The 22,736-nt window shown below is 72.3% G+C and carries 22 protein-coding genes; 13 read left to right on the top strand and 9 right to left on the bottom strand.

Going from position 1 to position 22,736, the window contains the following annotated elements; all coding sequences use genetic code 11:
• Positions 1-23 precede the first annotated feature (23 nt).
• Both C4U03_RS05965 and C4U03_RS05960 read right to left on the bottom strand, forming a co-directional pair.
• A complete protein-coding gene (locus C4U03_RS05965; protein ID WP_103936620.1) occupies positions 24-290 on the bottom strand; it encodes a hypothetical protein in 267 nt (88 codons plus the stop codon).
• Positions 291-675: 385 nt separating this feature from the next.
• Positions 676-2,337 (bottom strand): prenyltransferase/squalene oxidase repeat-containing protein, encoded by a 1,662-nt coding sequence (locus C4U03_RS05960; RefSeq protein WP_200827074.1) that lies wholly within the window; start codon positions 2,335-2,337, stop codon positions 676-678.
• A gap of 356 nt (positions 2,338-2,693) precedes the next feature.
• On the opposite strand from C4U03_RS05960, the gene C4U03_RS05955 reads away from it, so the two are divergent.
• The 6 genes from C4U03_RS05955 to C4U03_RS05930 all read left to right on the top strand — a co-directional run bounded on the left by C4U03_RS05955 (position 2,694) and on the right by C4U03_RS05930 (position 9,309).
• Complete coding sequence (locus C4U03_RS05955; RefSeq protein ID WP_103936619.1) at positions 2,694-4,076, top strand: cytochrome P450; 1,383 nt, start codon at positions 2,694-2,696, stop codon at positions 4,074-4,076.
• Entirely contained in the window at positions 4,073-5,023 is a 951-nt protein-coding gene (locus tag C4U03_RS05950; protein WP_103936618.1) for a terpene synthase family protein, read from the top strand. The genes C4U03_RS05955 and C4U03_RS05950 overlap by 4 nt, the downstream gene beginning before the upstream one ends.
• 254 nt (positions 5,024-5,277) lie before the next feature.
• Positions 5,278-7,839: a sensor histidine kinase gene (locus C4U03_RS05945; protein WP_103936617.1), complete on the top strand. Its 2,562-nt coding sequence runs from the start codon at positions 5,278-5,280 to the stop codon at positions 7,837-7,839.
• A gap of 48 nt (positions 7,840-7,887) precedes the next feature.
• Positions 7,888-8,316: a roadblock/LC7 domain-containing protein gene (locus tag C4U03_RS05940; RefSeq protein WP_103936616.1), complete on the top strand. Its 429-nt coding sequence runs from the start codon at positions 7,888-7,890 to the stop codon at positions 8,314-8,316.
• A complete protein-coding gene (locus C4U03_RS05935) occupies positions 8,313-8,726 on the top strand; it encodes a DUF742 domain-containing protein (protein ID WP_103936615.1) in 414 nt (137 codons plus the stop codon). Before C4U03_RS05940 ends, C4U03_RS05935 begins: the two co-directional genes overlap by 4 nt.
• On the top strand, positions 8,707-9,309 hold the full coding sequence (locus C4U03_RS05930) for a GTP-binding protein (RefSeq protein ID WP_103936614.1): 603 nt from the start codon (positions 8,707-8,709) through the stop codon (positions 9,307-9,309). The genes C4U03_RS05935 and C4U03_RS05930 overlap by 20 nt, the downstream gene beginning before the upstream one ends.
• 100 nt (positions 9,310-9,409) lie before the next feature.
• Here C4U03_RS05930 and C4U03_RS05925 read toward each other — a convergent pair whose 3' ends face one another.
• Positions 9,410-10,285: a hypothetical protein gene (locus C4U03_RS05925; RefSeq protein ID WP_103936613.1), complete on the bottom strand. Its 876-nt coding sequence runs from the start codon at positions 10,283-10,285 to the stop codon at positions 9,410-9,412.
• Positions 10,286-10,675: 390 nt separating this feature from the next.
• Between C4U03_RS05925 and C4U03_RS05920 the strand changes: the two genes are divergently transcribed.
• From C4U03_RS05920 to C4U03_RS05910, 3 genes are all read left to right on the top strand, one after another.
• Positions 10,676-12,076 carry an SPFH domain-containing protein gene (locus C4U03_RS05920; RefSeq protein WP_103936612.1) on the top strand — a complete coding sequence of 467 codons (1,401 nt, stop codon included), beginning with the start codon at positions 10,676-10,678 and terminating at the stop codon, positions 12,074-12,076.
• Positions 12,077-12,180: 104 nt separating this feature from the next.
• Complete coding sequence (locus C4U03_RS05915) at positions 12,181-13,011, top strand: SAM-dependent methyltransferase (protein ID WP_235017665.1); 831 nt, start codon at positions 12,181-12,183, stop codon at positions 13,009-13,011.
• 81 nt (positions 13,012-13,092) lie between these two features.
• The gene (locus C4U03_RS05910; RefSeq protein ID WP_235017664.1) at positions 13,093-13,737 is read left to right on the top strand and encodes a maleylpyruvate isomerase N-terminal domain-containing protein; all 645 of its coding nucleotides are present in this window, start codon (positions 13,093-13,095) and stop codon (positions 13,735-13,737) included.
• A 277-nt stretch (positions 13,738-14,014) separates the two neighbouring features.
• Here the strand turns inward: C4U03_RS05910 and C4U03_RS05905 are convergent, their stop codons facing one another.
• Both C4U03_RS05905 and C4U03_RS05900 read right to left on the bottom strand, forming a co-directional pair.
• Complete coding sequence (locus C4U03_RS05905) at positions 14,015-14,590, bottom strand: TerD family protein (protein ID WP_103936611.1); 576 nt, start codon at positions 14,588-14,590, stop codon at positions 14,015-14,017.
• A 68-nt stretch (positions 14,591-14,658) separates the two neighbouring features.
• Positions 14,659-15,483 carry a DUF4253 domain-containing protein gene (locus tag C4U03_RS05900; protein ID WP_103936610.1) on the bottom strand — a complete coding sequence of 275 codons (825 nt, stop codon included), beginning with the start codon at positions 15,481-15,483 and terminating at the stop codon, positions 14,659-14,661.
• 213 nt (positions 15,484-15,696) lie between these two features.
• On the opposite strand from C4U03_RS05900, the gene C4U03_RS05895 reads away from it, so the two are divergent.
• The 4 genes from C4U03_RS05895 (at position 15,697) to C4U03_RS05880 (ending at position 18,635) form a co-directional block, all read left to right on the top strand.
• Positions 15,697-16,254, top strand: a complete 558-nt coding sequence (locus C4U03_RS05895) for an ArsR/SmtB family transcription factor (RefSeq protein ID WP_103936609.1) — start codon at positions 15,697-15,699, stop codon at positions 16,252-16,254.
• A complete protein-coding gene (locus tag C4U03_RS05890) occupies positions 16,247-17,101 on the top strand; it encodes an SRPBCC family protein (protein WP_103936608.1) in 855 nt (284 codons plus the stop codon). Before C4U03_RS05895 ends, C4U03_RS05890 begins: the two co-directional genes overlap by 8 nt.
• 151 nt (positions 17,102-17,252) lie before the next feature.
• On the top strand, positions 17,253-17,660 hold the full coding sequence (locus C4U03_RS05885; protein ID WP_103936607.1) for a DUF4259 domain-containing protein: 408 nt from the start codon (positions 17,253-17,255) through the stop codon (positions 17,658-17,660).
• 63 nt (positions 17,661-17,723) lie between these two features.
• On the top strand, positions 17,724-18,635 hold the full coding sequence (locus C4U03_RS05880; RefSeq protein ID WP_103936606.1) for an LLM class flavin-dependent oxidoreductase: 912 nt from the start codon (positions 17,724-17,726) through the stop codon (positions 18,633-18,635).
• Here C4U03_RS05880 and C4U03_RS05875 read toward each other — a convergent pair.
• From C4U03_RS05875 to C4U03_RS05860, 4 genes are all read right to left on the bottom strand, one after another.
• On the bottom strand, positions 18,622-19,326 hold the full coding sequence (locus tag C4U03_RS05875) for a CPBP family intramembrane glutamic endopeptidase (RefSeq protein ID WP_103936605.1): 705 nt from the start codon (positions 19,324-19,326) through the stop codon (positions 18,622-18,624). The two genes, C4U03_RS05880 and C4U03_RS05875, sit on opposite strands and share 14 nt — an antisense overlap.
• 181 nt (positions 19,327-19,507) lie before the next feature.
• Positions 19,508-20,770 (bottom strand): RNA polymerase sigma factor, encoded by a 1,263-nt coding sequence (locus C4U03_RS05870; protein WP_103936604.1) that lies wholly within the window; start codon positions 20,768-20,770, stop codon positions 19,508-19,510.
• A 5-nt stretch (positions 20,771-20,775) separates the two neighbouring features.
• Positions 20,776-21,117 carry a YciI family protein gene (locus tag C4U03_RS05865; RefSeq protein WP_235017696.1) on the bottom strand — a complete coding sequence of 114 codons (342 nt, stop codon included), beginning with the start codon at positions 21,115-21,117 and terminating at the stop codon, positions 20,776-20,778.
• Between the two features lie 545 nt (positions 21,118-21,662).
• Entirely contained in the window at positions 21,663-22,679 is a 1,017-nt protein-coding gene (locus C4U03_RS05860; RefSeq protein WP_146087266.1) for a hypothetical protein, read from the bottom strand.
• Between the last annotated feature and the right edge of the window lie 57 nt (positions 22,680-22,736).

Genomic DNA, 22,736 nt, shown 5'->3' with positions numbered 1-22,736 from the left:
CGCGGACCCATCGGTGACCCGGATCATCGAGGTGGCTCCTGACCGGCGTCCGGACCGTGCTCGCCGAGGGCCCTGGCCGCGTCGGAGCGCCCGCGCAAGGTGCCCGACCGGTAGGCCCCGATGATCTTACGGACCTCCTCGGGGGAGCGCCCGCCGGCCGCCGTGTCCCCGGCCTCGGCGCCCGGCTTGCCCGTGCGCAGTTGCGGGACCAGGTTCGCCTGCGGTACCCGCAGCGGCAGCCCGCCGGGGGTGTGCCCGGGGACGGGCGCGGGCGGCGGATTCTCGGGCATCGGCTCTCCCGGGGGTCGGCGGTGCTCGGCTGCTGTTCCGCAGGTCACGCCGGTCGCGTTGGACCGTGCCACCGGCGCAGACGACAGGGGCCTTTCGGGCGCGGGCGTGCGTTGTGGGAGCACATTACACCGCCTCGAAACAGGTGGAGGTACCCACCGAGGGCCTTGCCGGTCATAACGGGATGTGCCTGATACGCCGGATGTACGGGACCACCGTGCGGCGATCCCGTCCATGCTCCCGGGACACTATCAACACGGCGAAACCCCGCTCAAGACGCGTTCCGGTCGAAGGGATGATCATCCCGTTTTAAGGCATTTTAAGGTGTATCTCCAATGTGTCGTAATTCACCTGATGTAAACGCGGCCGTTCCGGTCACCGGGTAAGTCACCAGGTAAATGGCACGGGCCCGCCGGGCCGGGTGAGATGCAGCGCCGCCAGGACGGCTGCCTGCACGATGGTGAGGGGGGTGTAGAGGTCCTTGTCGTGCCACAGCGGCGGGAAGGACATCATCGTGCCGTCGGCCCGGGTGACGGCCCGCAGGTAGGCGCCGCCCCGCCGGGCGGCCTCGACGGCCCGCGCGTCCGATGCCCGCGACAGCAGCAGGATCCGCACCGCGTACGCGGTCTCCTCGGCGGTGCCCTCCCACAGTCCCCACGACCCGTCCGGACGCTGGGTGGCCAGGACCCATGCGACGGCCCGGTCCACGGCGGCGGCCGACTCGGGGCCGCCGAATTCGGCGAGCGCGGGGGCGGCGCAGGCGGTGCCGTAGTAAGGGGAGGCGTGCCACCGGTCGCTCCAGCTTCCGTCGGCCTGCTGCTGTTCGCACAGCCATGCCGAGATCTTTCGGATGGTCGCCGCATAGCGTCCGACCTGCTCGGCCGTGGCGGAGCGGTGAACGCCGGTACCGGAGGCCTCAAGGCCGTGCAGATAAGAGCCGAAGGCCTCCAGAGCGTGCGAGTTGGTGCCGACCGACAGGCCGTTCTCGCCCTGCCAGGTGCAGAAATGCGTGTCGGTCTCGTACTGCCACAGGAAGTCGGGCGGATGCGGGATGCCGAGCAGGGAAAGCGCGTACAGCACCCCGGAGGAGGTGTCGGCGTCCGAGGGCAGCCCCGAGCCCCCGCCGGTGCCGGCGGGCCCCAGCGACGCCCGCAGGAAGGCCGCCAGTTCGGGCGGCGGGTGCAGCGGGACGCCGGAGCGGGCCAGCCAGCTCACCGTCCAGGCCCGTTCGAAGACCGTGATCGGGACGACCGAGGGCACCGGCCCCCGGTGCCGCGCGGTCACCGACTCCAGGAAGCGACGGGCCCGGCCGCCCGGCCCCGGATCCCGGTCGCCGAGCCATGCGGCGACGGACGCGGGGGAGGCCCCGATCGAGCCGGTCGGCTCCGGCGTCACCGAGGCGGCCGCGCGCGCGGCGGGGCCGGCCAGTTCCAGCGCGTGCAGCATCTTGCCGGGCAGCGGCTCGCCCCGCCGCAGCATGTCCCGTACGACGGCGGCGGTCCCGGTCGACATCTGCGGGGACGGACGCAGCCGGGGGCCGTCCCGCCAGGGCTCCAGTACGTCCAGATGGCCGTTGACCAGCTCGATCAGCGCGGGGGACAGGTGCTCGATCGCCGGCATATCGGGCAGCGGGAAGGACCGCTCGCCGTCCAGCAGCGGCAGCAGCGCCCGCAGCCCGCGGTCGGCGGCGCCGGCCACCTGGTCGCGGGTGACGCCGGGAGGCCATGGGCCGGGCGCGCGCAGCAGGCCCAGCAGCGCCTCGGTGGCGCTGAGCGTGGGGGCGACCGTGTAGCCGGGGACCGCCGACACCCAGTGGCCGTCCGCGCGCTGAGCGGCCAGCAGATGGAACACGCGCCCGGAGTGCCCGGTCAGCCAGGGGGCGAGCGTCACCAGCCTGGCGGTCTCGTACACCGAGGGGGAGATCCGCCCCAGCGGGTCGGCGGTCAGTCCGGCGACCAGCCGCCGGGCGGTCGTCGCGGGGTCTGCGGGATGATCGGTGGAGTGGTCGGTGAGACGGGTTCTGCGTTCGGCCGTTCCGTCGATGGTCACCTGCTGCCCTCACAACCCGGCTGGACGGAACCGCCGGATCGCAGGTCTTGCTGACCGATGCCTAACGGATTGTCGGCTTGTTCCGCCTGTCGCCATAAATATGGTGGTCCGTGATGGTTCCGTGGAAGTATCACATGATCAACTTCGCTCGGGCAAGATGTTCACATCGCCTTTCCCATCGGGCCTGCGGGCCGATGGGGCGCTCCTGCGGTCGCGGGCTGTGTGTTCTGGGTCACGGAACAGGATTGTCCCGTTCCAGGGATCTTGTTGGCCTCTGCGACTGATGTGATACTTCGTAACGTTTTGCCTGGTGTTTCTGGTCATCCCCGCCCAAGGACCCTCGCGAAGGAACGCTCATGTCGACAGCCATCGGTGCCGAGTCGGGTACGCCGGACGCTTCGTTGGAGAGGGTGTCGCCGCGGCGGCTGGTCTCGCTGTACCGGCAGGGCGGCCCGCTGCACGCGCTGGAGTCGATCGGGCGCGCCGCGGAGGGCGCGGTCGCCCGGATCGACCTGGGACCGTTCCGCCCCTACCTGGTCACCGACCCCGCCCACGTCCAGCACGTGCTGCGCGACCGGGCCGACAACTACGAGCGCGGCGCGGTGATGTGGAAGCCGGTCAGCCGCCTGGTCGGCAACGGCATCTCCAGCGAGGGCACTCCCTGGAGGTCCAGCCGTGAGGTGCTGGCCAAGGTCTTCTCCGGCCAGTACATCGGCCGCTTCACCGAGCGGATGGCCGAGGCCATCAACGCGGCGGCCGACGACCTGTTGGCCCGCGCCACCCGCGAGCCGGTGGACGTCCGCCGGGAGATGAACCGGCTCATGCACCGCGCGATCAGCCTGGTGTTCTTCGACGACCGCCTCCCGGTCGAGGACATCGACCGGCTGGGCACGGCGGTCTCGGCCGCCTCCGGGTCGTTCATGTCGCGGATGGCCATGCCGTTCATGCCCAACGCGGTGCCGATGCCCGGCGACCTGACGTTCCGCCGCGCCACCCGCACGGTGGACGAGATCTTGGGGCCGCTGGTCGCCGAGGGGCGCAGGCGCCCGCCCGGCGGCCACGACGTGGTGTCGAAGCTGATCGAGGCCCGCGAGGCGGACGGCACCCCGTTCTCCGACCAGCGGGTCCGCGACGACGTGGTCGGCCTGTTCGTGGCCGGCACCGAGTCCACCGCCGACGGGCTGACCTGGCTGTGGGTGGCGCTGGACGAGCACCCCGAGCACGCCGCCCGGGTCTACGCGGAGATCGAGCGGGAGGTGGGCGACGGCCGGGCCGGGCCCGAGCACGTCAGGCGGCTGCCCTACACCCAGATGTTCCTGCAGGAGGTGCTGCGCCTGCACTCGGTCGGGTGGGCGGTGCCGCGGATGGCCGTGGCCGACGACGTCATCGGCGGGGTCCCGATCAAGGCGGGCTCCACCGTGGTGCTCAGCCCCTACCTCACCCACCGCGACCGGCGGGTCTGGGAACGGCCGGAGGAGTTCGACCCGGAGCGGTTCACCCCGGAACGCGTCAAGGAGCGGGTCCAGCGGTACGGCCGGTTCGCCTACTTCCCCTTCGGGGCGGGCGAGCACGTCTGCCTCGGGGAGCAGTTGTTCAAGATCGAGACGACGCTGATCATGGCGTCCCTGCTCGGCCGGGCCCGGCCGGTGCTGCACCGCAGCGAGCCCATCGAGCCCAAGCTCACCCTGACCGTGCGGCCCAGCCGCCCGGTCGAGCTCATGCTGGCGGCCCGCTCGTGACGGCGACCGAGGCGGAACGGACGCTGTTCACCGGCGCCGGCCCGCAGGTGGACGCGGTGGCGGCGGGACGGCTGGCCGCGCTGGTCGTCGACCTGGACCGGGACCTGGCCGACTGCGCCGCCGCCTACGCCGACCTGTATCCCGACCCGCCGTTCGAGCCCTCGCTGTTCACCAAGGTGGCCCAGGCGATCGGCGGGCAGGGGCCCTGGCACAGCGCCGCGCAGCTGCGGATCTCCAACCGGACCTCGGCGTGGATCTTCGCGCTGGACTGGATCATGGACCACGCCGCCGGCTCCCTGGCGGAGATCCACGACACGGTGGCGCGCTGCCTGGCGGTCGGCGACGGCGACGACCCGGCTCCCGGGGACCGGCTCGGGCAGTTCCTGGCCGAGCTGCGCGACGTGCTGGCCGCCACCCCGGCCTGGTCCCGGTTCGGCCCGGTATGGCGCGAGGAACTGCGCCTGATGCTGGAGGGGATGGCCCGCGAGTGGGAGTGGAAGGACGCCCACGCGCGTGGCGAGGCCGGGCTGCCCACCTACGAGCGCTACCTGGACAACGCCGACAACTTCGGCTCGGTCTGGGGGAACGTCGCGCACTGGATGCACGTCGGCGCCCCGGCCACCCTCGACCACATGGAGCCGCTGCGCGAGGTCAGCCGGCAGGCCCAGAAGGTGCTGCGGCTGCTCAACGACCTGGCCACCTGGCACCGCGACCGCGCCTGGGGCGACCTGAACGCGCTGATGCTCGGCGTCGACCCGCAGTTCGTGATCGCCCACATCACCGCGCTGACCGAGCACTGCCACCGGATGCTGGAGCCGCTGCGCGACCGCTGCCCGCAAGGTGCCGTCTTCGTCGCCCGCCAGCTCGGCTACAGCACCGGCTACTACGGCAGCGGCGCCGACTACTGGGGCGCGCTCGGCGCCGAGCGCCCGCGGTCCGACCAGTGAGCGAAAACCGGCTCCGCACCCCTGCCATCAGGTGTCCTGCAGGGATACCATGACCGCCCGGTCATCTTACGGATCGGTGTGATCGGGGATACTCTCCGCTGATGTAGCAAACCCACGATCTAGACCGATCCGTCGTTGCTAGGGTGCTACGCGTGCGGTGGGCGGGTTCGTCTCGTATCGCACTGTCAACGGACACCGGGGCGGCCCGTGGCGGACGGCCGCGGAACCCCACGAACACGCCGCTATAGGAAATCATGCTGCGACGACTTGCCCGCTGGAGCCTGAGATCCAAGATCATCGCGCTGCTGGGCTCTCTGGTGATGCTGTGGGTGTTCGCCGCCTGGGTGACCGCCCGCGAAGGGCTGAACCTGCTGGCCGTCAGCCAGGTGGACCGCGCGCTCGGCCGGCCGGCGGCCACCCTCATCACCGAACTGCAGGAGGAACGCCGGCTGTCGCTGATCCGGCTGGGTCAGGCCGACGGCGCCAACCTGCGGCGGCTGGAGGACCAGCGCCGCGAGTCCGACAAGGCCATCGCCGAGTTCCGCGAGTCCGCCGGTAAGGGCGGCTGGGCCGTCAGTGACGACCAGCGCGGCCACATCGCCGAGATCACCAGGCTGCTGGACGCGCTGCCAAAGGGACGCCAGAGCGTCGACCAGGGCAGCACCCCGCGGATCGCGGCGGCCCGCCCTTACGACGCCGTGATCGACGTCACTCTCAAGCTGACCGCCGCCAACTCCGACGCCGTCGACGACAAGCGCATCGCCGGCGAGGGCCTGGCCCTGGTGTCGCTGCTGCGGGCCCGCGAGATCCTGGCCCGCGAGGACGCGCTGCTGTCGGGCGTGCTGGCCGCGGGGCGTTTCGCCAACGCCGAGCACGCCACGTTCACCGGCCTGGTCAACACCCAGCGCTACCTGTTCGTCCAGGCCGTCGACGGAATGCCGGACGGGGCCCGGGCCGCCTACCAGCGGCTGACGAGCGGCGCGGGCAGCACCCGGCTGACCGCGCTGGAGGACCAGATCATCCAGCGCGCCCGCACCGGCACCCGGCTGAACGTCACCCCCGCGCAGTGGCAGGCGGCCGTGCACCCGATGCTCGAACAGGTCGACCGGATCGTCCAGGACGGCGGTGACGAGGTCGTCGAGCACTCCCAGCCGATGGCCATCGGCGTCATCGCCCGGCTGATCGCCGCCGGAGGGCTGGGCCTGCTGGCGGTCATCGCCTCGGTGGTGATGTCGATCACCACCGCCCGGGACCTGGTGCGCCAGTTGGAACGGCTGCGCGAGGCCGCCTGGGACCTGGCCAACAACCGGCTGCCCAGCGTGGTGGAACGGCTGGGCCACGGCGAGAAGGTGGACGTGGCCGCCGAGGCGCCGCCGCTGCGGTTCGGCGACGACCAGATCGGCCAGGTGGGCCGGGCGTTCAACGCGGTGCAGGAGACCGCCATCGCCACCGCCGTCCAGCAGGCCGAGCTGCGGACCGGTTTCCGCAAGATCCTGCTGGCGCTGGCCCGCCGCAACCAGGCGCTGGTCACCCGGCAGCTGCGGCTGATCGACGGTATCGAGCGCCGCCGCGACCTGGAGGGCGAGGAGCTGCAGGAGATCTTCCGGCTGGACCACCTGGCCACCCGGATGCGCCGCAACGCCGAGAACCTGGTGCTGATGGCCGGGGAGAACCCGGCCCGGTCCTGGAAGAACCCGGTGCCGGTCTTCGACGTCGTGCGCGCCGCGGTCGGTGAGGTGGAGGACTACGAGCGGGTCACCTTCCAGCGCTTCGACACCGCCCGGCTGGCCGGCCGGGCGGTGGTGGACGTCACCCGGCTGCTGGCCGAGCTGATCGAGAACGGGCTGAACTTCTCCAGCCCCGGCACCGAGGTGGTCATCAGCGGGCAGACCGCCACCAACGGCTACGCCATCGAGATCGAGGACAAGGGCCTGGGCATGCGGCGTGAGCAGCTGGAGGAGGCCAACCAGATGCTCATGGACCCGCCCGAGTTCGACCTGGCGCCCGACGAGCGCCTGGGCCTGTTCGTGGTCGGCCGGCTGGCCCGCCGCTACCGGGTCACCGTCAGCCTCAAGCGCTCCCCGTACGGCGGCGTCACCGCGGTCGTGCTGATCCCCAACGACCTCATCGGCGACCAGCCCCCCGAGGACACCCGGCAGTCCGCGGTCACCACCGGGCCGACGGCGGTGTCGGCGGGCGGCGACGGGCCGGCCGACCTCGGCCACCGGGCCGCCGTCGCGGTGCTGCCCGCCCCGTCCGACCCGCACGCGGAGGCCAGGCCGGGCCCCCAGCCGCCGCTGGCGCCGGTGCCCGGCACGCCCTCCGGATCGGCGCCCCGCCCCGCGGGGCAGCCCGGCGACCGGCCCTCGCCCGCGTCGCCGTCCGGGACCCACTCTGGACCTCCATCAGGGACCCACTCCGGACCCCAGCCCCTTCCCCTTCCCCACTCCCCGGGCGGGGAGCCCGGCCGGCCGATGTCGCTGGCGCCCCCGCCCGCGGCGTCCCCCGTTCCCGAGACCGCCGGCGACACCCCTCGGCCGGCAGAAACGGCGGTGGCCCAGCCCATGCCTCTGCCCACCACGCCCGGCGGCCTGCCGATCCGGCAGCCGCAGGAACATCTGGTCGAGCAACTGCGCACCGACGCCCCGCTCGTCTCCCCCGCCGAACCCGAGGAGGAGGACGACGACCGGGGGCGCAGCCCGGAGGAGATCCGCAAGCTCGTGGGGTCCTTCCAGCAGGGCACCCTCCGCGGCCGGGCCGCGGCCCAGCGGCGGCCGTCCAAGCACGCACCCGACGACGACGCGACCCCGGCCTGAACCGAGTCCCCACCGCACCAGGGCAAAAAAGACCGATAAGGAACCGTAGTGCCCCAGAGTGGTTCGACAGATCTGACCTTCCTGCTGGACGATCTGGTCGCCAGAGTGGCCGGTGCCCGGCACGCGATCGTGCTGTCCGCCGACGGTCTGCTGATGGCCTCCGACGGCCGGTTCGCCAAGGACGACGGCGAGCATCTGGCCGCGGTGGCGGCCGGTGTGCAGAGCCTGGCCCGCGGGGCCGGGGAGCGCTTCGGCCACGGCCAGGTCCGGCAGAGCATCATCGAGATGCAGACGGCCTTTCTGCTGGTCACCATGGCCGGTCCGGGCGCCTGTCTGGCGGTGCTGGCCGACCACGGGCCCGACCGCGACACCGATGTGGGCCTGATCGCCTACGAGATGGCGCTGCTGGTCAGCAAGGTCACCGACTTCCTGTCCTCCCCGCCCCGGTCCGCCGTGGAAGGAGAGGGCACCCGATGAGGCAACCGTTCGATCCCGCCGAGCCGATGGTGCGCCCCTACGTGCTCACCCGCGGGCGCGTCCAGCCCGGCCGGGGCAGCTTCGACGTGATCACCCAGGTGGTCGCGGTGTCCGAGCCGCCGTCCGGCGACCACCGGGAGCTGTCCCCGGAGCACCTGGAGATCCTGCGGCTGTGTCAGGAGCCCAGGTCGGTCGCGGAGCTGGCCGCCCAGTTCGGCCGGGTGGCCGAGGAGGAGCCCGAACCGGCCGCGCCGGCGCCGCCGTCCGGCGGCCTGCCGATCAGCGTGGTCCGCGTGCTGCTCGGCGACCTGCTGGAGCACGGCCACATCGAGATCCAGGAACCAGAGGCGGACAACCTGCGCCGTATCGATCTGTACAAGGAGATCATCGTTGGCCTCCGAGCTCTCTGAGCGGGCGGCACGCCCCACCCCCAAGCTGCCCACCGCGGTCAAGATCGTCATCGCTGGAGGCTTCGGCGTCGGCAAGACCACCATGGTCGGCACGGTCTCGGAGACCACGCCGCTGCGCACCGAGGAGATCCTCACCGACCGCAGCGTCGGGGTCGACGACACCTCCGGGGTGGAGGCCAAGGCGTCCACGACGGTGGCGATGGACTTCGGCCGCATCACCGTCCGCAGCGACCTGGTGCTGTACCTGTTCGGCACGCCCGGCCAGGAACGCTTCTGGTTCATGTGGGACGAGTTGTCGCTGGGGGCGCTGGGCGCGGTGGTGCTGGCCGACACCCGCAGGCTGGCCGACTGCTTCCCCTCAGTGGACTACTTCGAGCGGCGCGGCACCCCGTTCATCGTGGCGGTCAACTGCTTCGACGGCGCCCGCCAGTACGAGCTGGAGGAGGTGCAGCTCGCGCTGAACCTCGGCCCGCAGGTGCCGGTGATGCTGTGCGACGCCCGCAAGCTGCCCTCCTGCAAGGAGGTCCTGATCACCCTCGTCCAGCACGCCCAGCAGGCGCGCATCTCCGTCCCCGCCTCCTGACCCGGCGGCCCGTACCGCCTGCGCCGGCCGTGTCGCCCCGTACCGACCGTGTCGGTCGTGTCGGCGGGGCCGCCGGGCACGGCCTGGGGACGCGCTGGGGTCAGTGGTCGGTCGTGCCGAAGAATCCGGCGTAGAAGTCCATGTGGCGTTCCAGGTGGTCGGCCTGCTCGGGGTGGCGGACGCGGGCGGCGGCGATCAGCCGTCTGGCCTGGCCGGTGAGCTCGGCGAGCCGCAGCTCCAGCGCGGGGCGGGGCAGGCCGAGGGTGAGTGCGTTCGGCTCGCCCGGGTCCACCCTGCGCGCGGCTGCGCCGAGGTCGCCGGACAGCCGAACGGCGCGCTGCACCGCCCGCGCGGCGTCTGTCGGCTCCTCGCCGGGGCCGGTGTCCCCGATGGCGATGCGGTGGGCGGTGAACGTGAGGGCCAGGCCGAGGCAGTCGGCGTTGTCGAGATACTCCTCGAAGGTGGGCCGCCGGCCGAGGGCCGCCCGGTTGCGGGACAGCGCCTGCAGCGTCCGGCGTAGTTCGTCGCGCCAGACCTCGTGCAGGACGGGGTAGGTGGGCAGTTCCGACAGTTCGTCGCGGATCGCGGCGAGGAAGCGGGCCAGGTCATCGCCGGGTGCGGGAGCGGCGCCGTCGGCCACGGCCGCGCAGTGCTCGGCGATCCGCCGTACCTCGGACTCGGACGCCGCCCGCGCGGCGCACCGGGCCAGGCCCAGCGTCCACAGGCGCACGCGGCCCGCGGGCTGGAGTTCATCCACGGTGCGCCGCGGCTCGCTGAAGGCGGCGGCCAGCGCGAGCATGCTGTACAGCCCGGGGTCGAACGAGTCGGGGTCGTAGGGGGCGGGAAATTCCGCGGCCCACAACCGCATGCGGCGCTGCAGTTTTCCGGCCACCGTGCAGATCCGGGCGGCGGCCTCGGCGGCCGGGCCCGCCATCGACAGGCTGAGCGGAGAGGGCTCGGCCGCTCGTACTGCCATTTCGCTCTCCTTTTTCGAAAGAGTCCGTGTCGCACGGGTGGCGGTCGGCGGGCCGTTGTCGGCGGTGCCGGGATCGTGTGTCTGGCCGGCTCCTTTGCCTCGCAGTATCACACGGCCCACTTTGGTGATCAAGGCTCGGGCCGCGGCGGCACCGGCGGGCCCATGGGTGACGTGCGTCACGCGGGCGGAACGGGGCGGGCCGCGGCGCGTCATCCGGTGATTTCCGCTCCGCTGGCCGGTCGTCGTTTTCTCCGGCCGTTCATTTGTCGTGCGGAATTTCCGTGGAAGCAAATTCGGAACCCGGTTGCGGGTGTTAGTCGCGGTACGTCAGAATCGCTGCCATCGCCGTCCCGGGGAAACCCCGGGTGACACAGTAGTCCGGGAGGCGCGATGTCCGCCGAGAAAGGCAACAGCTACCTCGAGCAAGTGGTCGCGCAGCAGGCCGTACTGGAGGACGACCTGCGGTCCCGGCGGCCGGGCGCACCGCCCGCACCGGCCTGGGCGGGTGCGCCGGCGTCGGCGCCGGCGCCGGGACCGCTGGCCAAGCGGGAGCGGGCGCTGGGCGGGGCCCGCGCGGAGCAGGCCGCCAACGCAGCGATCGACGTGCGGATCAGCGGCTTCTGGCGCTGGAAGACGGTGATCGTGCCGCCCAACGCGTTCGTCGTGCACACCCGGCGGGGGCGCGCCGAGCCGCTGCACCTGGGCCTGGGGGTCTCCTTCCGCTACAACCCGGCCACCGACTCCTACCTGGTGGTGCCGGGCGCCACCCAGACGATCCTGATCAACGCCTACTGCATCTGCCGGGAACTGCAGGGCGTACTGGTGCAGGGCTATGTCCAGTGGATCATCCAGGACTTCGCGACCGCCTACCGCAAGCTGGACTTCAGCGACCACGAGGACCCGATGCGGCTGGTCAACCTGCAGTTGCGGGAGCAGGCCGAGGCCGCCATCAAGGACAAGGTCGCCACGATGAGCGTGCACGACGTGCTCAGCGACAAGCAGCCCATCATCGAGGAGCTGACCGCCCGGCTGCGCGCGGTGGCCGAGGGCCAGAACAACAGCGACCAGGGCCTGGGCCTGCGCATCGTCACCGTGCAGATCAAGGAGGCCGTGGTCAGCTCGTCCCGGCTGTGGGAGAACCTGCAAAAGCCGTTCCGCAGCGAGCAGGGCAAGCTGGCCCGGCTGGCCGAGCTGCAGGCCGAGGAGGTCATCTCCGAGCGGGAGATGTCCGCCGAGCGGCTGCGCGAGACCCGGCGCATCGAGCACGCCCGCGAGCTGGAGATGCTGCGCGCCCGCAACGACGCCGAGCGCTTCGACACCGAGTCGGCCGAACGGCTGCGCCGCACCCATCGCGAGCACGACGACCGCCGGCAGGTGGAGGATCTGGAGCTGGAGACCGCGATCCACTCGCTGGAGCTGGTCCGCCGGCGGCAGGCCGAGCAGACCGAGACCGACCGGCTGCGGATCGAGCAGGAGCAGCGGCTCAAGCGGCTGGAACAGGACGGCGAGCTGGCGCTGGAGGCCTCCCGGGCCGAGGCCGCCCACCAGCGGGCGCTGCTGGAGTTGGAGGCCACCCGGCTGCGCGCGGCGATCGACAACGAGCGCACCCCGGCCGCCATCCAGGCCGACCTGGTCTCCGCGCTGCCGGAGATCGTCCAGCGGTTGCCCAGGCCGAACGAGATGCGCAACGTCACCATCGGCGGCGCCGACACCAGCCGGCTGGGCGGGCTGCTGGCCGAGCTGATGGGCGTCCTCGGCGCCCTGCGGGAGGACGGCGGCCGCTCCGGCTGAGTCCCGGCGCCGCCCGGGACGGACGGCGCAGGCTCGGCGAACACCGGGCCGGGCGACTACTCTCTTCGCAACCGGTGCGACGCGCGATACGGGTGGTACCAGACATGAGCATCATGATGAGCAGCCCCAGTGGGCCCGGCGAGTCCAGCCTCGACAGGCCGCACTCGGCCCGGATCTGGAACTACTGGCTGGGCGGCAGAGACTACTATCCGGCCGACAAGGAGGCCGGGGACGCCATGGCCCGCATCATCCCCGGCGTCGTGGATTCGGCCCGCGCCGACCGCGCCTTCCTGGGCCGCTGCGTACGGCATCTGGTCGTCGAACGGGGCGTCCGCCAGTTCCTCGACATCGGCGCGGGACTGCCCACCGCGGGCAACACCCATGAGATCGCCCAGCGCCTGGCCCCCGAGTCCCGGGTCGTCTACATGGACAACGACCCGCTGGTGCTCGCGCACGCCCAGTCCCTGCTGATCGGCACCCCGCAGGGCGCCGCCCGCTACGTCGAGGCCGACCTGCGCCACCCCGACGGCGTCCTGGAACGGGCCGCCGAGACCCTCGACCTGACCCGGCCGGTGGCGCTGATGCTGCTGGGCGTCCTCAACCACATCACCGACGACGCCGAGGCCGGCCGGCTCGTACGGCACCTGGTGGAGGCCGTCCCGCGGGGCAGCTACCTGGCGATCGCGCACCCCACCGACGAGGTCCGCGGCGACGTCGTGCACGAGGCGATGTGGCGGTACATGAAGCGGGGTGGCACTCCGACCGTGGCCCGTGACCGCACCCGGCTGGCCCGCTTCTTCGAGGGGCTGGAACTGCTGGAACCCGGCGTGGTGCCGTGCGCCCACTGGCGTCCCGACCCGTCCGCCCCCTCGGCCTCTCCCGAGTTCGCCACAGTGTGCGCCGTGGCCCGCAAGCCCGCCAGAACCCGGCGATGATCTCCGGGCCGTCCGGCCGGGAGCGCCGGGCGTAGGGTGGTACGCCGGATCACGGACGCATCGCCGATCGGAGGCCGGATCGTGCCTGAGCAGCCCATGTCGCAGACGTATCTGGAAGTCGCGGCGTCGGCCCTGACGCTGCTGAGCGATCCTGCGGTGGCCGGCGCGTGGCGGGCGCCGAGCGCGCTGGCGGGCTTCACCGTCGGCGGCCTGGCCGAGCACCTGGCCACCCAGATCTTCAGCGTGCGGGCCGGGCTGGCCGCGCCCTGGCCGGACCATGAGGTCATCGGGCTGCTCGACCACTACTCCCGGGTGAGCTGGCTGGGCGCCGACCTCGACGCCGAGGCCAACGTCGCGATCCGCGAGGGCGGTGAGCAGTCGGCGGCCGAGGGCCCGCAGGCCCTGGTGGGACGGGCCGACGCCGCGCTGGCCGAGCTGCGTGACCTGCTGCCCGCGCTGCCCGCCGACCGGCCGCTGAGCATCAACCGGTACGCGTGGGCGCTACGGCTGGAGGACGTGCTGGTCACCCGCGTGATGGAGCTGGCGGTGCACTCCGACGACCTGGCGGTGAGCGTCGGCGTCCCGACCCCGTCCCTGCCCCCGCAGGCCGTCGAGCGCGTCACCGACCTGCTCACCCGGCTGGCCGTCCAGCGCCACGGCCCGACCGCCGTCCTGCGCGCCCTCAGCCGAGCCGAACGCGCCCCCACCAGCATCTCCGCCTTCTGACCCGGCCACACGACACCCGCACCCCGCGAACGCGTGGGGATGAGCATGATCTGGGTGACCGGGCTGCGGCCGAAGGACGCGCAGCATCCGTGTCCCGCGAACGCCTGCGGGTGGAGTGCTTCCAGGTGGCCGGGTTGCGGCCGAGGGGGCGCGGCACTCCTGTTCCGCAAATGCCTACGGGCGGTCCGTGGGGCGCGCTCGTGGCGGAAACGGCTGAGGCCGTGCGCGCCGGGTCGGTACGCACGGCCTCGATGGGTCCGGGTGGACGTTCGGGCGATCAGACGTTGACGCCGAAGTCCTTGGCGACGCCGGCCAGGCCGGAGGCGTAGCCCTGGCCGATGGCGCGGAACTTCCACTCGCTGCCGTGGCGGTAGAGCTCACCGAAGACCATGGCGGTCTCGGTGGAGGCGTCCTCGGTCAGGTCGTAGCGGGCCAGCTCGGAGTTGTCGGCCTGGTTGACCACGCGGATGAAGGCGTTGCGGACCTGCCCGAAGGACTGGCCCCGGCTGTCGGCATCGTGGATGGAGACCGGGAAGACGATCTTGGCGGCCTCGGCCGGGACGGCGCTCAGGTTGACCTTGATCTGCTCGTCGTCGCCCTCGCCCTCACCGGTGAGGTTGTCGCCGGTGTGCTCGACCGAGCCGTCGGGGCTGCGCAGGTTGTTGAAGAACACGAAGTGCTGGTCCGACAGCACCCGGCCGGACTCGTCCACCAGCAGCGCGCTGGCGTCCAGGTCGAAGTCGGCGCCGGTGGTGGACCGCACGTCCCAGCCCAGGCCGACCGTGACAGCCGTCAGGCCCGGAGCCTCCTTGGTCAGCGACACGTTGCCGCCCTTGGCAAGACTGACACCCATGGGGTTCTCCTCGTATTGTCGGGTACTGCGTCAACGGGCCGCCCGGCGCGACGGTTCCCCGCGGCATGTCAGTCCCACCAGAAGGACCAATTGCCCGCGCCGATCAGCCGCCCAGCGTACTCGGTGAAGCCGTCGCTGTTCTGCCAGACGTTGTCGGGACAGAACGCGTGGTGCTCGGCGGCGACCCCCAGGGCCTGGTCGGCCGTCGCCGGGGGAGCGGCGACGGACAGGTCGAGGGTGGCGAAGCCGACCGCCACCACCCGCGCCCCGAACCGGTCCTCCCAGGAGCGGACCACGGCCGAGATCTCCTGGACGTCACCGGTGTGGTTGGCGGGCCCCTGCCAGCCCGTCCGGGCGAGGGTGTCCGCGCCCCGCGCGGCGGGCACCAGCCCCAGCAGCAGCTTCTCCCCGGTGTAGCGGGCCTGGACGTACTCCCGCGCCACCGCGTCCGGGTCGCGGCCCGGCTCCCCCGGCGGGGCCAGGCCGGGCCACGGGCCACGGGGGACGCCGGAGTCGTCGACCTGCTCGTCCTCGCCGGCGTCCCCGGGCAGCTCCTCCGTCACCGACTCCCAGAACCGGCGCAGCACCCCCACCGCGGTCAGCACGTCGATGCTGCCGACCGGAGCGGGGACGTCGAGCTCGCCGTCGTGCCAGGGCCGGGTGGGCTCCCCCTTCAGGGTCTCCAGCAGCAGCGGGTACAGGCCGGTCTTGTCCCGGATCTCGAACAGCCGCAGCCAGTGCCGGGCGGCGTCCGGCGTCGGCTCGTCCGACACCCACAGAACGGCCCCGCCCGTCCATTCCCCGTCGGTGAAGTCGTCATCCGGGACGACCAGGCGTCCCGGCGGCAGACCGGACGGCAGCGCGTCGAACGGATCGGCATGCAGATCAGGCATAGCGCGCAATCTAACGAGGGGGTACGACAGTCCGGCGCGAATCCGCCCGATCCGTCCCGAGGGCGCGCAGAGCCGTACCCGATCCCGTCGGCGGCAGACCCGCCCCACCGATCCGTTCCGGGGGCGCGGGGAGCCGGCCGTGCCGGCGCCTGCCGTGCGGCTCCGCATCGCCCATTGACAAAATCGATTTTTACGTTCAAAGTTTCTTTTGCGATGAGAGACGTGCTGTACCTGGACCGGATCGAGCAGGCCGAGGCGCTGCTCAAGCCGCAGCGCATCGAGGTGCTGCGGCAGTTGGCCGAGCCCCGCACCTGCACCGAGGTCGGTGAGCGGCTGGAACAGACCCCGCAGCGGGTCTACTACCACGTCAAACGGCTGGTGGAGGCGGGCCTGGTGACCAAGGTGGCCGAGCGCAGGGTGCGCGGGGTCAGCGAGGGCATCTACCAGGCGACGGCCCGTTCCTACTGGATGTCTCCCGGGCTGGTCGGCCGGCTCGGTCCCCGCAGGGCGCGCGACGAGCTGACGCTGGGCTACCTGCTGGACCTGATGGAGGAGGTCCAGGCCGACATCGCCGCGCTCGACCGGACCGCGCCCGAGCTGCCGTCGATCGGGGTCTCCGGTCACATCCACGTCCCGCCCGAGCGGCGCGGCGAGTTCCTCAACGACATGCAGACCGTCCTGCAGGACCTGTTCACCCGCTACGGCGGAGAGGAAGGCGACGCCTTCAAGCTCGTCGTGGCCTGTTACCCCAAGGGAGAAGCCGATGAGTGAGCCGATGATCCTGCGTGCCCGCGCCGCCGCACCGCTCAAGGAGGTCCACCAGGCCCTGACCGACCCCGCGCGGCTGCGGATCTGGCTGGCCGAGCACGCCGAGGTCGACCTGCCCCACCGGTACGAGTTCTGGGGCCGCTACACGCCCGAGGGCGATGCCCCCCACCAGCGGCTGCTGCACATCGATGAGCGCACCCTGCGGTTCGCCTGGCTGCTGGACGGCGAGGAGACCACCACCGAGATCGCCCTGGCCCCCGAGGGCGACGACGCCACGACCATCACGCTGTCGCAGACCCACTTCGACTTCCAGGACGTGGTGACCGGGGCCAGCATCCGCGGCGTGCTGCAGACCTACTGGTGCCTGTCGATCGCGAACCTGGTCGACCACCTGGAGGGCCGCCCGCTCACCCCCAAGACCGACTTCACCTCGCCGCGGCTTGGAGCGCAGATCATCGTCGACGCGCCGGTCGAGGTGCTCTACGACGCGCTGACCGACTCGCACAAGGCCAGCGAGTGGTTCGGCTACCCCATCGGCATCGAGCCCTACAAGGGCGGGCGCTTCGCCATGGGCGGCTTCGACAACCCCGACCCGGCCAAGATCCTCGACGTCGAGCCCGGCCGCGGGATGTCCATCGACTGGGGCGCCGTCGGCGTCACCACCTGGGAGCTGGCCGAGTCCGGCGGCAAGACCCGCCTCACCTTCGTGCAGAGCGGCTTCGACGAGCAGAACCCGCCGTACCCCGCCTGGGCCGGCTGGCTCAGCGGCCTGGCCGAGCTGCGCCGCTACACCGAACTGGCCGACTGGCGCCCGATCTGGATCCCCGCCGAAGTCCCGTCCGCCGGCTGAGCCCCCGGCAGAGCGGCCCTTCCAGCGGGCCGCACGCCTGCGGTCCCCGAAGGCGGCCAAGACCTACCGGCGGTTGGAGAGATCCCGGAATGTCGGCGGTTCCTGCCAGCATGCGGGCTGGACCTCACAATGGCACGGACAGGAGCCGGACATGGGCACATGGGACGTCGGACCGTTCGACAACGACACGGCCGCCGACTTCGCCGGGCGGTTGGACGACCTTCCCGAGCAGGAGCGGCCGGCGGCGATCCGGGCGGTGCTGACGGCCGTCCTCGCGGAGCAGGACTATCTCGACAGCGACTACGCCGTGGAGGCGGTCGCCGCGGCCGCCCTGATCGCCGCGCAGTGCCCGGGCGGGCGGCCGGTCGACTCCGCCTACGGGCCGGACAAGCCCGTTCCGGAGCTGCCCGCGGACCTGCGCCCGCTGGCGGTCCAGGCCATCGACCGCATCCTCGGCGAGGACTCCGAGCTTCAGCAGCTCTGGGACGACGGCGGTGTCAACCGGGCCTGGCATGACGAGATGGACGGGCTGCGGGCCGTTCTCGCCAAGGCGTCCTGAGCCCCGGCCGGATCGCCGGTCAAAGCCGTTGCCCGCCCAGCGGCAGACCGATAGGAAGATCACATGACTGCTCTCGGTGTCGTGTTCCGGCCCCAGTTTCCCCCCGAGCGGCTGCGTGAGGTGGCCCGCGCGGCCGACGAGGCGGGCCTGGAAGAGCTGTGGCTGTGGGAGGACTGCTTCCTCGAAAGCGGCATCGCCAGCGCGGCGGCGGCCCTGGCCTGGACGCAGCGGCTGCGCGTCGGGGTCGGCCTGCTCCCGGTGCCGCTGCGGAACGTCGCGCTGACCGCGATGGAGGCCGCCACGCTGCACCGGATGTTCCCAGGGCGCTTCGTTTTGGGCGTCGGCCACGGCGTCCAGGACTGGATGGCGCAGGTCGGCGCGCGGGCTGACTCGCCCATGACGCTGCTGCGCGAGCATCTGGCGGCGCTGCGGGCGCTGCTGCGGGGCGAACGGGTCACCACGGACGGCCGTTACGTCAAGCTCGACGGCGTCGCCCTCGACTGGCCGCCCGCCGAAGCGCCCCCGGTGCTGGCCGGGGCGTCCGGGCCACGCTCACTGCGGCTGAGCGGCGAGGCCGCCGACGGCACCATCCTCGACGCGAGCGTCACTCCCGACGGAGTACGGCGGGCCCGCCGGCTCATCGACGAGGGACGCCGGGAGGGCGGACGCACCGGCCACCACACGGTGGTCGGCTACCTTCACGCGGCGACCGGGCCGGATGCGGTCGCCCGCCTCAAGGCCGAACTCGAACGCTGGGACGACGCCTCGACACTGGAACTGCGGGCCGCCGGGAACGCAGACGCGATCGCCGAGGCCGTCCAGCGGCTGGCCGACGCCGGGGCCGACACCGTCGTCCTCCAGCCCACCGCCGACGAACCGGACCTTGAGGGCTTCGTCCGCTTCATCGCCGAAGAGGTCCGTCCGCTCGTTCCGCAGGATGCCTCATCCGGCCGGGGCGAGGTCAGCGGGAGTTGACGACCAGGTAGGCCGTGACAAACCCGAGGCCGTTGGTCGCCCAGTGCAGCGCCGCGGGTGCGAGCAGGCTGCCGCTGCGGCGTTGGAGCTCGCACAGGATCACGCCGGCCAGAGCCATGGCGACCACCGCCGCCGTCACGGCTATCACCGTGCCGAGCGAGCCCACGCCGAAGATCCGGGTGAAGAGGGGATTGACCGTGTTGACGCCGGAGGCGGGCAGGACGTGCCAGAGCCCGAAGAGACCCGAGGACACCACGGTCGCCCACACCGCCCCGTGCTCGGATCTGACCAGGGCGTACAGCACCCCGCGGAAGGCCACCTCCTCCAGCAGGACGGTGCCCACGGGTATGCGCACCAGGACCTCGAAGGCCAGCCTGCCGGGCCCGGCGTTTTCCACCCGCCGGTCGAGGAAGAGGTCTCGCGTCACCGGAAGCAGCGCACCCATCAGATAGCAGGCCGCCACCGCGACGATGAGGAGCAGCCCCCAGGTGAGCCCGCGGCGCACCGAGTCGCGGCCGAGCCCCGCACAGGCCCAGCCGACGCCGGCCGACCGGAGCAGGAACAGCAGTACCACGGTCGTGACGATCGAGGTGAGCACGTAGGCGGACGGCATCAGGCGGTTGTTGAGCACGTTGGCCAGCGTCAGTACGACGACAACCGCCGCCAACGCGACGTGCGATGCGACGGGCATGGCCGGCTCCGAGATCGTTGGCCGCGCTCGCCGAACGGTGCGAACGCCGGGACACCTGCGCCGCGAGCCGCCCGGCCCGGGACGCCGCCGGCATCCCTACCCACGATGCCCATGGCTCCGACCAGGGGCGCGGACTATCGTCCCCAGGGGCCTTGCCGGGCGCGGCCGATGCCGGCGGCCGTCATGCGCCGGCCTCCTCGATCGCGTTCAGCCTGCGCCGCAGGTGTGCCCGTTCGGGTTCGGTGCCGGCGAGGTCGAGCGCCTCCCGGTAGGCCGCCGCGGCCTCGTGGAACCGGCCGAGCCGGTGCAGCAGGTCTGCCCGGGCGGCCGGGTAGGGGTGATGGCCGCGCAGCCGCGGCTCGCCGGCCAGTTCGTCGAGCAGCGCCAAGCCCGCCTCCGGACCGTCGCGCATCGCCACCGCCGCGGCCCGGTTCAGCGCCACGACCGGGGACGGCGTGAGAGCGAGCAGCACGTCGTAGAGCGCCACGATCTGCGGCCAGTCGGTGGTCGCCACGTCCGCGGCCTCGTCGTGCAGGGCGGCGATCGCGGCCTGCACCCCGTACGGGCCGGGCGGGCCGCCGGTCAGTGCGGCGAGCACCAGCCCGCGACCCTCCTCGATCATCGCGCGGTCCCACCGGCCGCGGTCCTGGTCCTCCAGCAGCACGAGCCCGCCGTCCGGCCCGGTCCGGGCGTCGCGTCGCGCATGGACCAGCAGCATCAGCCCGAGCAACCCGGCGACCTCCCGCTCGGCGGGCAGCAGCCGGCGCAGTATCCGCGCCAGCCGGGCGGCCTCCTCGGCGAGGCCCGGCCGCTGCAGGTCCGGACCCGAGCTGGCCGCGTACCCCTCGGTGAAGATCGAGTAGAGGACCTGGAGCACCCCTGGCAGCCGTTGTGGCAACTCGTCCGCGCCGGGCACGCGGAACGGGATGCGGGCTTGGCGGATCTTCCGCTTGGCCCGCACGATCCGCTGGGCCATCGTCGCGGACGGGACGAGAAAGGCCCGCGCGACCTCGGCTGTCGTCAGCCCGGCGAGGCAGCGCAGGGTCAGCGCCGCGCGGTCCTCGGCGGGAAGGGCCGGGTGGGCGCAGGTGAAGAACAGCTGCAGCCGCTCGTCGGGCAGGTCGCCGTCGGCGTCCGCGGGCGGGGCGGGCCCGGCCCGGTCCACCTCCACCTGCAGGACGGCGAGCCGGGCGGCGTAGGTCCGGTCCCGCCGCAGCCGGTCGACGGCCTTGCGCCGGGCCGTGGTCAGCAGCCAGGCGCCGGGGCTGGCCGGGACGCCGTCGACCGGCCAGTGCACCAGCGCCGCCTCGATCGCCTCGGAGGCGACCTCCTCGGCCAGGTCCAGGTCGCCGAAGCGCCGGACGAGGGAGGCCAGCAGCCGGCCGCGCTCCTCGCGGAACATCGCCTCCACGGACGTCATGGTCTCGGCGACCCGCCCGTCCATCGCGGTCAGGCCCCGAAGTCGGCGATCGGCCGCACCACGACCGACCCGCCGTCGCGCGCACCGGGGCAGCGGGCGGCCCAGTCCAGCGCGACGTCGAGGTCCGGCACGTCGATGACGTAGTAGCCGCCGAGGACCTCGCGGGTCTCGGCGAACGGCCCGTCCGTGGTGATGGCCCGCTCACCGGACGGATCGACCCGGACGGTGGTGGCGGTGGTCAGGTCCGCCAGCGAGTGCGCGTCCACCAGGATCCCCGCCTCCTTCACGGCCTTGTCGTAGACCTGCCAGTCCTCGAAGGAGGACTCGCAGGCCGCCGCCTGGTCCGTGGCGGCACTGTGGATCAGCAGCATGTACTTCACGGTCTGGCTCCTGTGTCGTGTCCTTGTGCGGCGGGGTCGCCGTACGCCATGAAGACGAACGGGACAGGGCCGCATCGACACGCCCCTGCGGATTTTCTTCGGAACGCCTCGCCCCGTTGCCGGAGAACCCGGCGTGCCGCGGGAAGCGGCGCAGGGCCATGGCGACTGCGGGATCGCCCGTCAGCCGATGGTACGGGCCGCCCTGCGACGGGTTCAGGACCGGAATGGACGCAAGGCCGGTGAAGCCTGGAGCCACCCGGACGGACACAGGCGCCAGACCTCGTCGTCTGTTCGGTGTTCGGTACGTACCGAACACCGAACACCCTGCGCGGGGCTGGGCCACGGATCCTGGTGGGCTTGGTGAGCGGCAGGTCTTGGCGTCGCGCTTACATGTGAGAGCCGTGCCTGTCGTCGGCGACTGCGGGCGGCTGAGGCGAGGGATCCGGGTAAGGTGCCCGGCCGTTCGCCGGGTCGGTCAGAGGTCGTACGCGGACGGGCGGAAGGCCCGGCCATGGCGGGCCGGGCCTTCCCCTCTGCTAGCGGCCGTCGGTGGACCAGTGGTTCTTGTCTCGGACGGGTGGGCGGAAGTGGATGACGTCGTAGGTGGCCCCGACCGCGATTAGGCGGGCGTTCAGGGCGGTGTGCGGAGTGGTGTTGATGGTGACCGCGCGCCCGGCGGCGTTGCGGATGGTGATGCTGCGGGCGCTCCAGGTGGTGCTCATGTCGATCGCCTGGCGGGTGGTGTGCCGGCTGGTGAGCGCGGGTGCGACCGTGAGTTCGGGGTCGATGCCGAACGCGTTGACCATGCTCTGGGCGGCGGCGACGGAGGCTGCCAGGTCCGTCTTGCCGTCCTTGACGCGGACCCAGCAGATGTCCACGGACTGCTGCCGGCCGGTGGGCTTGAAGGCCGGGACGTTCTCGGGGTTGATCCGCCGCTTGGCGATCAGCCAGCTGTAGTGCATCAGGTAGGCGCGCTGCGGCGGGCGGTACGTGGCGTGGACGGTGACCTTGATCCCTGCTTGCCGCATGGCGCGGATGAACGCGGTCGCGTCGCTTTCGAAGGCGTTGCCCAGGTCGGCCACCGCGCGGCTGGTGGGGAACCGTGAGGTCCAGGCCGGTCCGCTCTGCTGGGTGGGGCCGCAGTCCAGGGTGAACTGGAAGGTCCCCGAACTGGAGTAGCAGCCGGCGCCGCTGTCCACGACCGCGTTCCAGGTGCCGTGGTAGACGCCCGGAACCCTGTAATGGTGCGTTCTGGAAATCAGGACCTTGCCGTTCGGCCCTCCGGAGACGTTGTAATTCGTGCTCGTCCCGTCACCCCAGTTGAAGGTGCCGTGGAAGGTGCAGCCGGAGGTGTCGCCGTTGCTGTGCAGCCGCAGGGTCACGTCGGGATTCGTGCTGTGGCATACCGTGCCGCCCGAAAAGCACGGCTCCGACGCCTTTTGGGCCTGTCCGGCCCCGGGGGCGACGAGCGTGAGGCTCGGCGGCCCGTCCGCCGACGGAGCGGCCGCCGCTCCGGTGGCCATGGCCGTGGACACCCCCGCGACGACGGCCATCACGGCGATGATCAGGAGTGAGATTTTCCCCCGGTGCTGTTTCGCGGCCATCTGGGC

The sequence above is a fragment of the Thermomonospora echinospora genome, assembly GCF_900108175.1.
In the GTDB taxonomy this organism is placed as follows: domain Bacteria; phylum Actinomycetota; class Actinomycetes; order Streptosporangiales; family Streptosporangiaceae; genus Thermomonospora; species Thermomonospora echinospora.
This window is presented reverse-complemented; position numbering and strand designations above follow the sequence as displayed.

Bases quoted from the DNA above. Each gene is read 5' to 3' on its own strand.
- C4U03_RS05945 (WP_103936617.1), top strand. From the start codon at position 5,278: ATGCTGCGACGACTTGCCCGCTGGAGCCTGAGATCCAAGATCATCGCG.
- C4U03_RS05920 (WP_103936612.1), top strand. From the start codon at position 10,676: ATGTCCGCCGAGAAAGGCAACAGCTACCTCGAGCAAGTGGTCGCGCAG.
- C4U03_RS05870 (WP_103936604.1), bottom strand. From the start codon at position 20,770: ATGGACGGGCGGGTCGCCGAGACCATGACGTCCGTGGAGGCGATGTTC.
- C4U03_RS05860 (WP_146087266.1), bottom strand. From the start codon at position 22,679: ATGGCCGTCGTCGCGGGGGTGTCCACGGCCATGGCCACCGGAGCGGCG.
- C4U03_RS05895 (WP_103936609.1), top strand. From the start codon at position 15,697: ATGAGAGACGTGCTGTACCTGGACCGGATCGAGCAGGCCGAGGCGCTG.
- C4U03_RS05875 (WP_103936605.1), bottom strand. From the start codon at position 19,326: ATGCCCGTCGCATCGCACGTCGCGTTGGCGGCGGTTGTCGTCGTACTG.
- C4U03_RS05925 (WP_103936613.1), bottom strand. From the start codon at position 10,285: ATGGCAGTACGAGCGGCCGAGCCCTCTCCGCTCAGCCTGTCGATGGCG.
- C4U03_RS05885 (WP_103936607.1), top strand. From the start codon at position 17,253: ATGGGCACATGGGACGTCGGACCGTTCGACAACGACACGGCCGCCGAC.
- C4U03_RS05935 (WP_103936615.1), top strand. From the start codon at position 8,313: ATGAGGCAACCGTTCGATCCCGCCGAGCCGATGGTGCGCCCCTACGTG.
- C4U03_RS05905 (WP_103936611.1), bottom strand. From the start codon at position 14,590: ATGGGTGTCAGTCTTGCCAAGGGCGGCAACGTGTCGCTGACCAAGGAG.
- C4U03_RS05890 (WP_103936608.1), top strand. From the start codon at position 16,247: ATGAGTGAGCCGATGATCCTGCGTGCCCGCGCCGCCGCACCGCTCAAG.
- C4U03_RS05915 (WP_235017665.1), top strand. From the start codon at position 12,181: ATGAGCATCATGATGAGCAGCCCCAGTGGGCCCGGCGAGTCCAGCCTC.
- C4U03_RS05880 (WP_103936606.1), top strand. From the start codon at position 17,724: ATGACTGCTCTCGGTGTCGTGTTCCGGCCCCAGTTTCCCCCCGAGCGG.
- C4U03_RS05955 (WP_103936619.1), top strand. From the start codon at position 2,694: ATGTCGACAGCCATCGGTGCCGAGTCGGGTACGCCGGACGCTTCGTTG.
- C4U03_RS05965 (WP_103936620.1), bottom strand. From the start codon at position 290: ATGCCCGAGAATCCGCCGCCCGCGCCCGTCCCCGGGCACACCCCCGGC.
- C4U03_RS05900 (WP_103936610.1), bottom strand. From the start codon at position 15,483: ATGCCTGATCTGCATGCCGATCCGTTCGACGCGCTGCCGTCCGGTCTG.
- C4U03_RS05865 (WP_235017696.1), bottom strand. From the start codon at position 21,117: ATGCTGCTGATCCACAGTGCCGCCACGGACCAGGCGGCGGCCTGCGAG.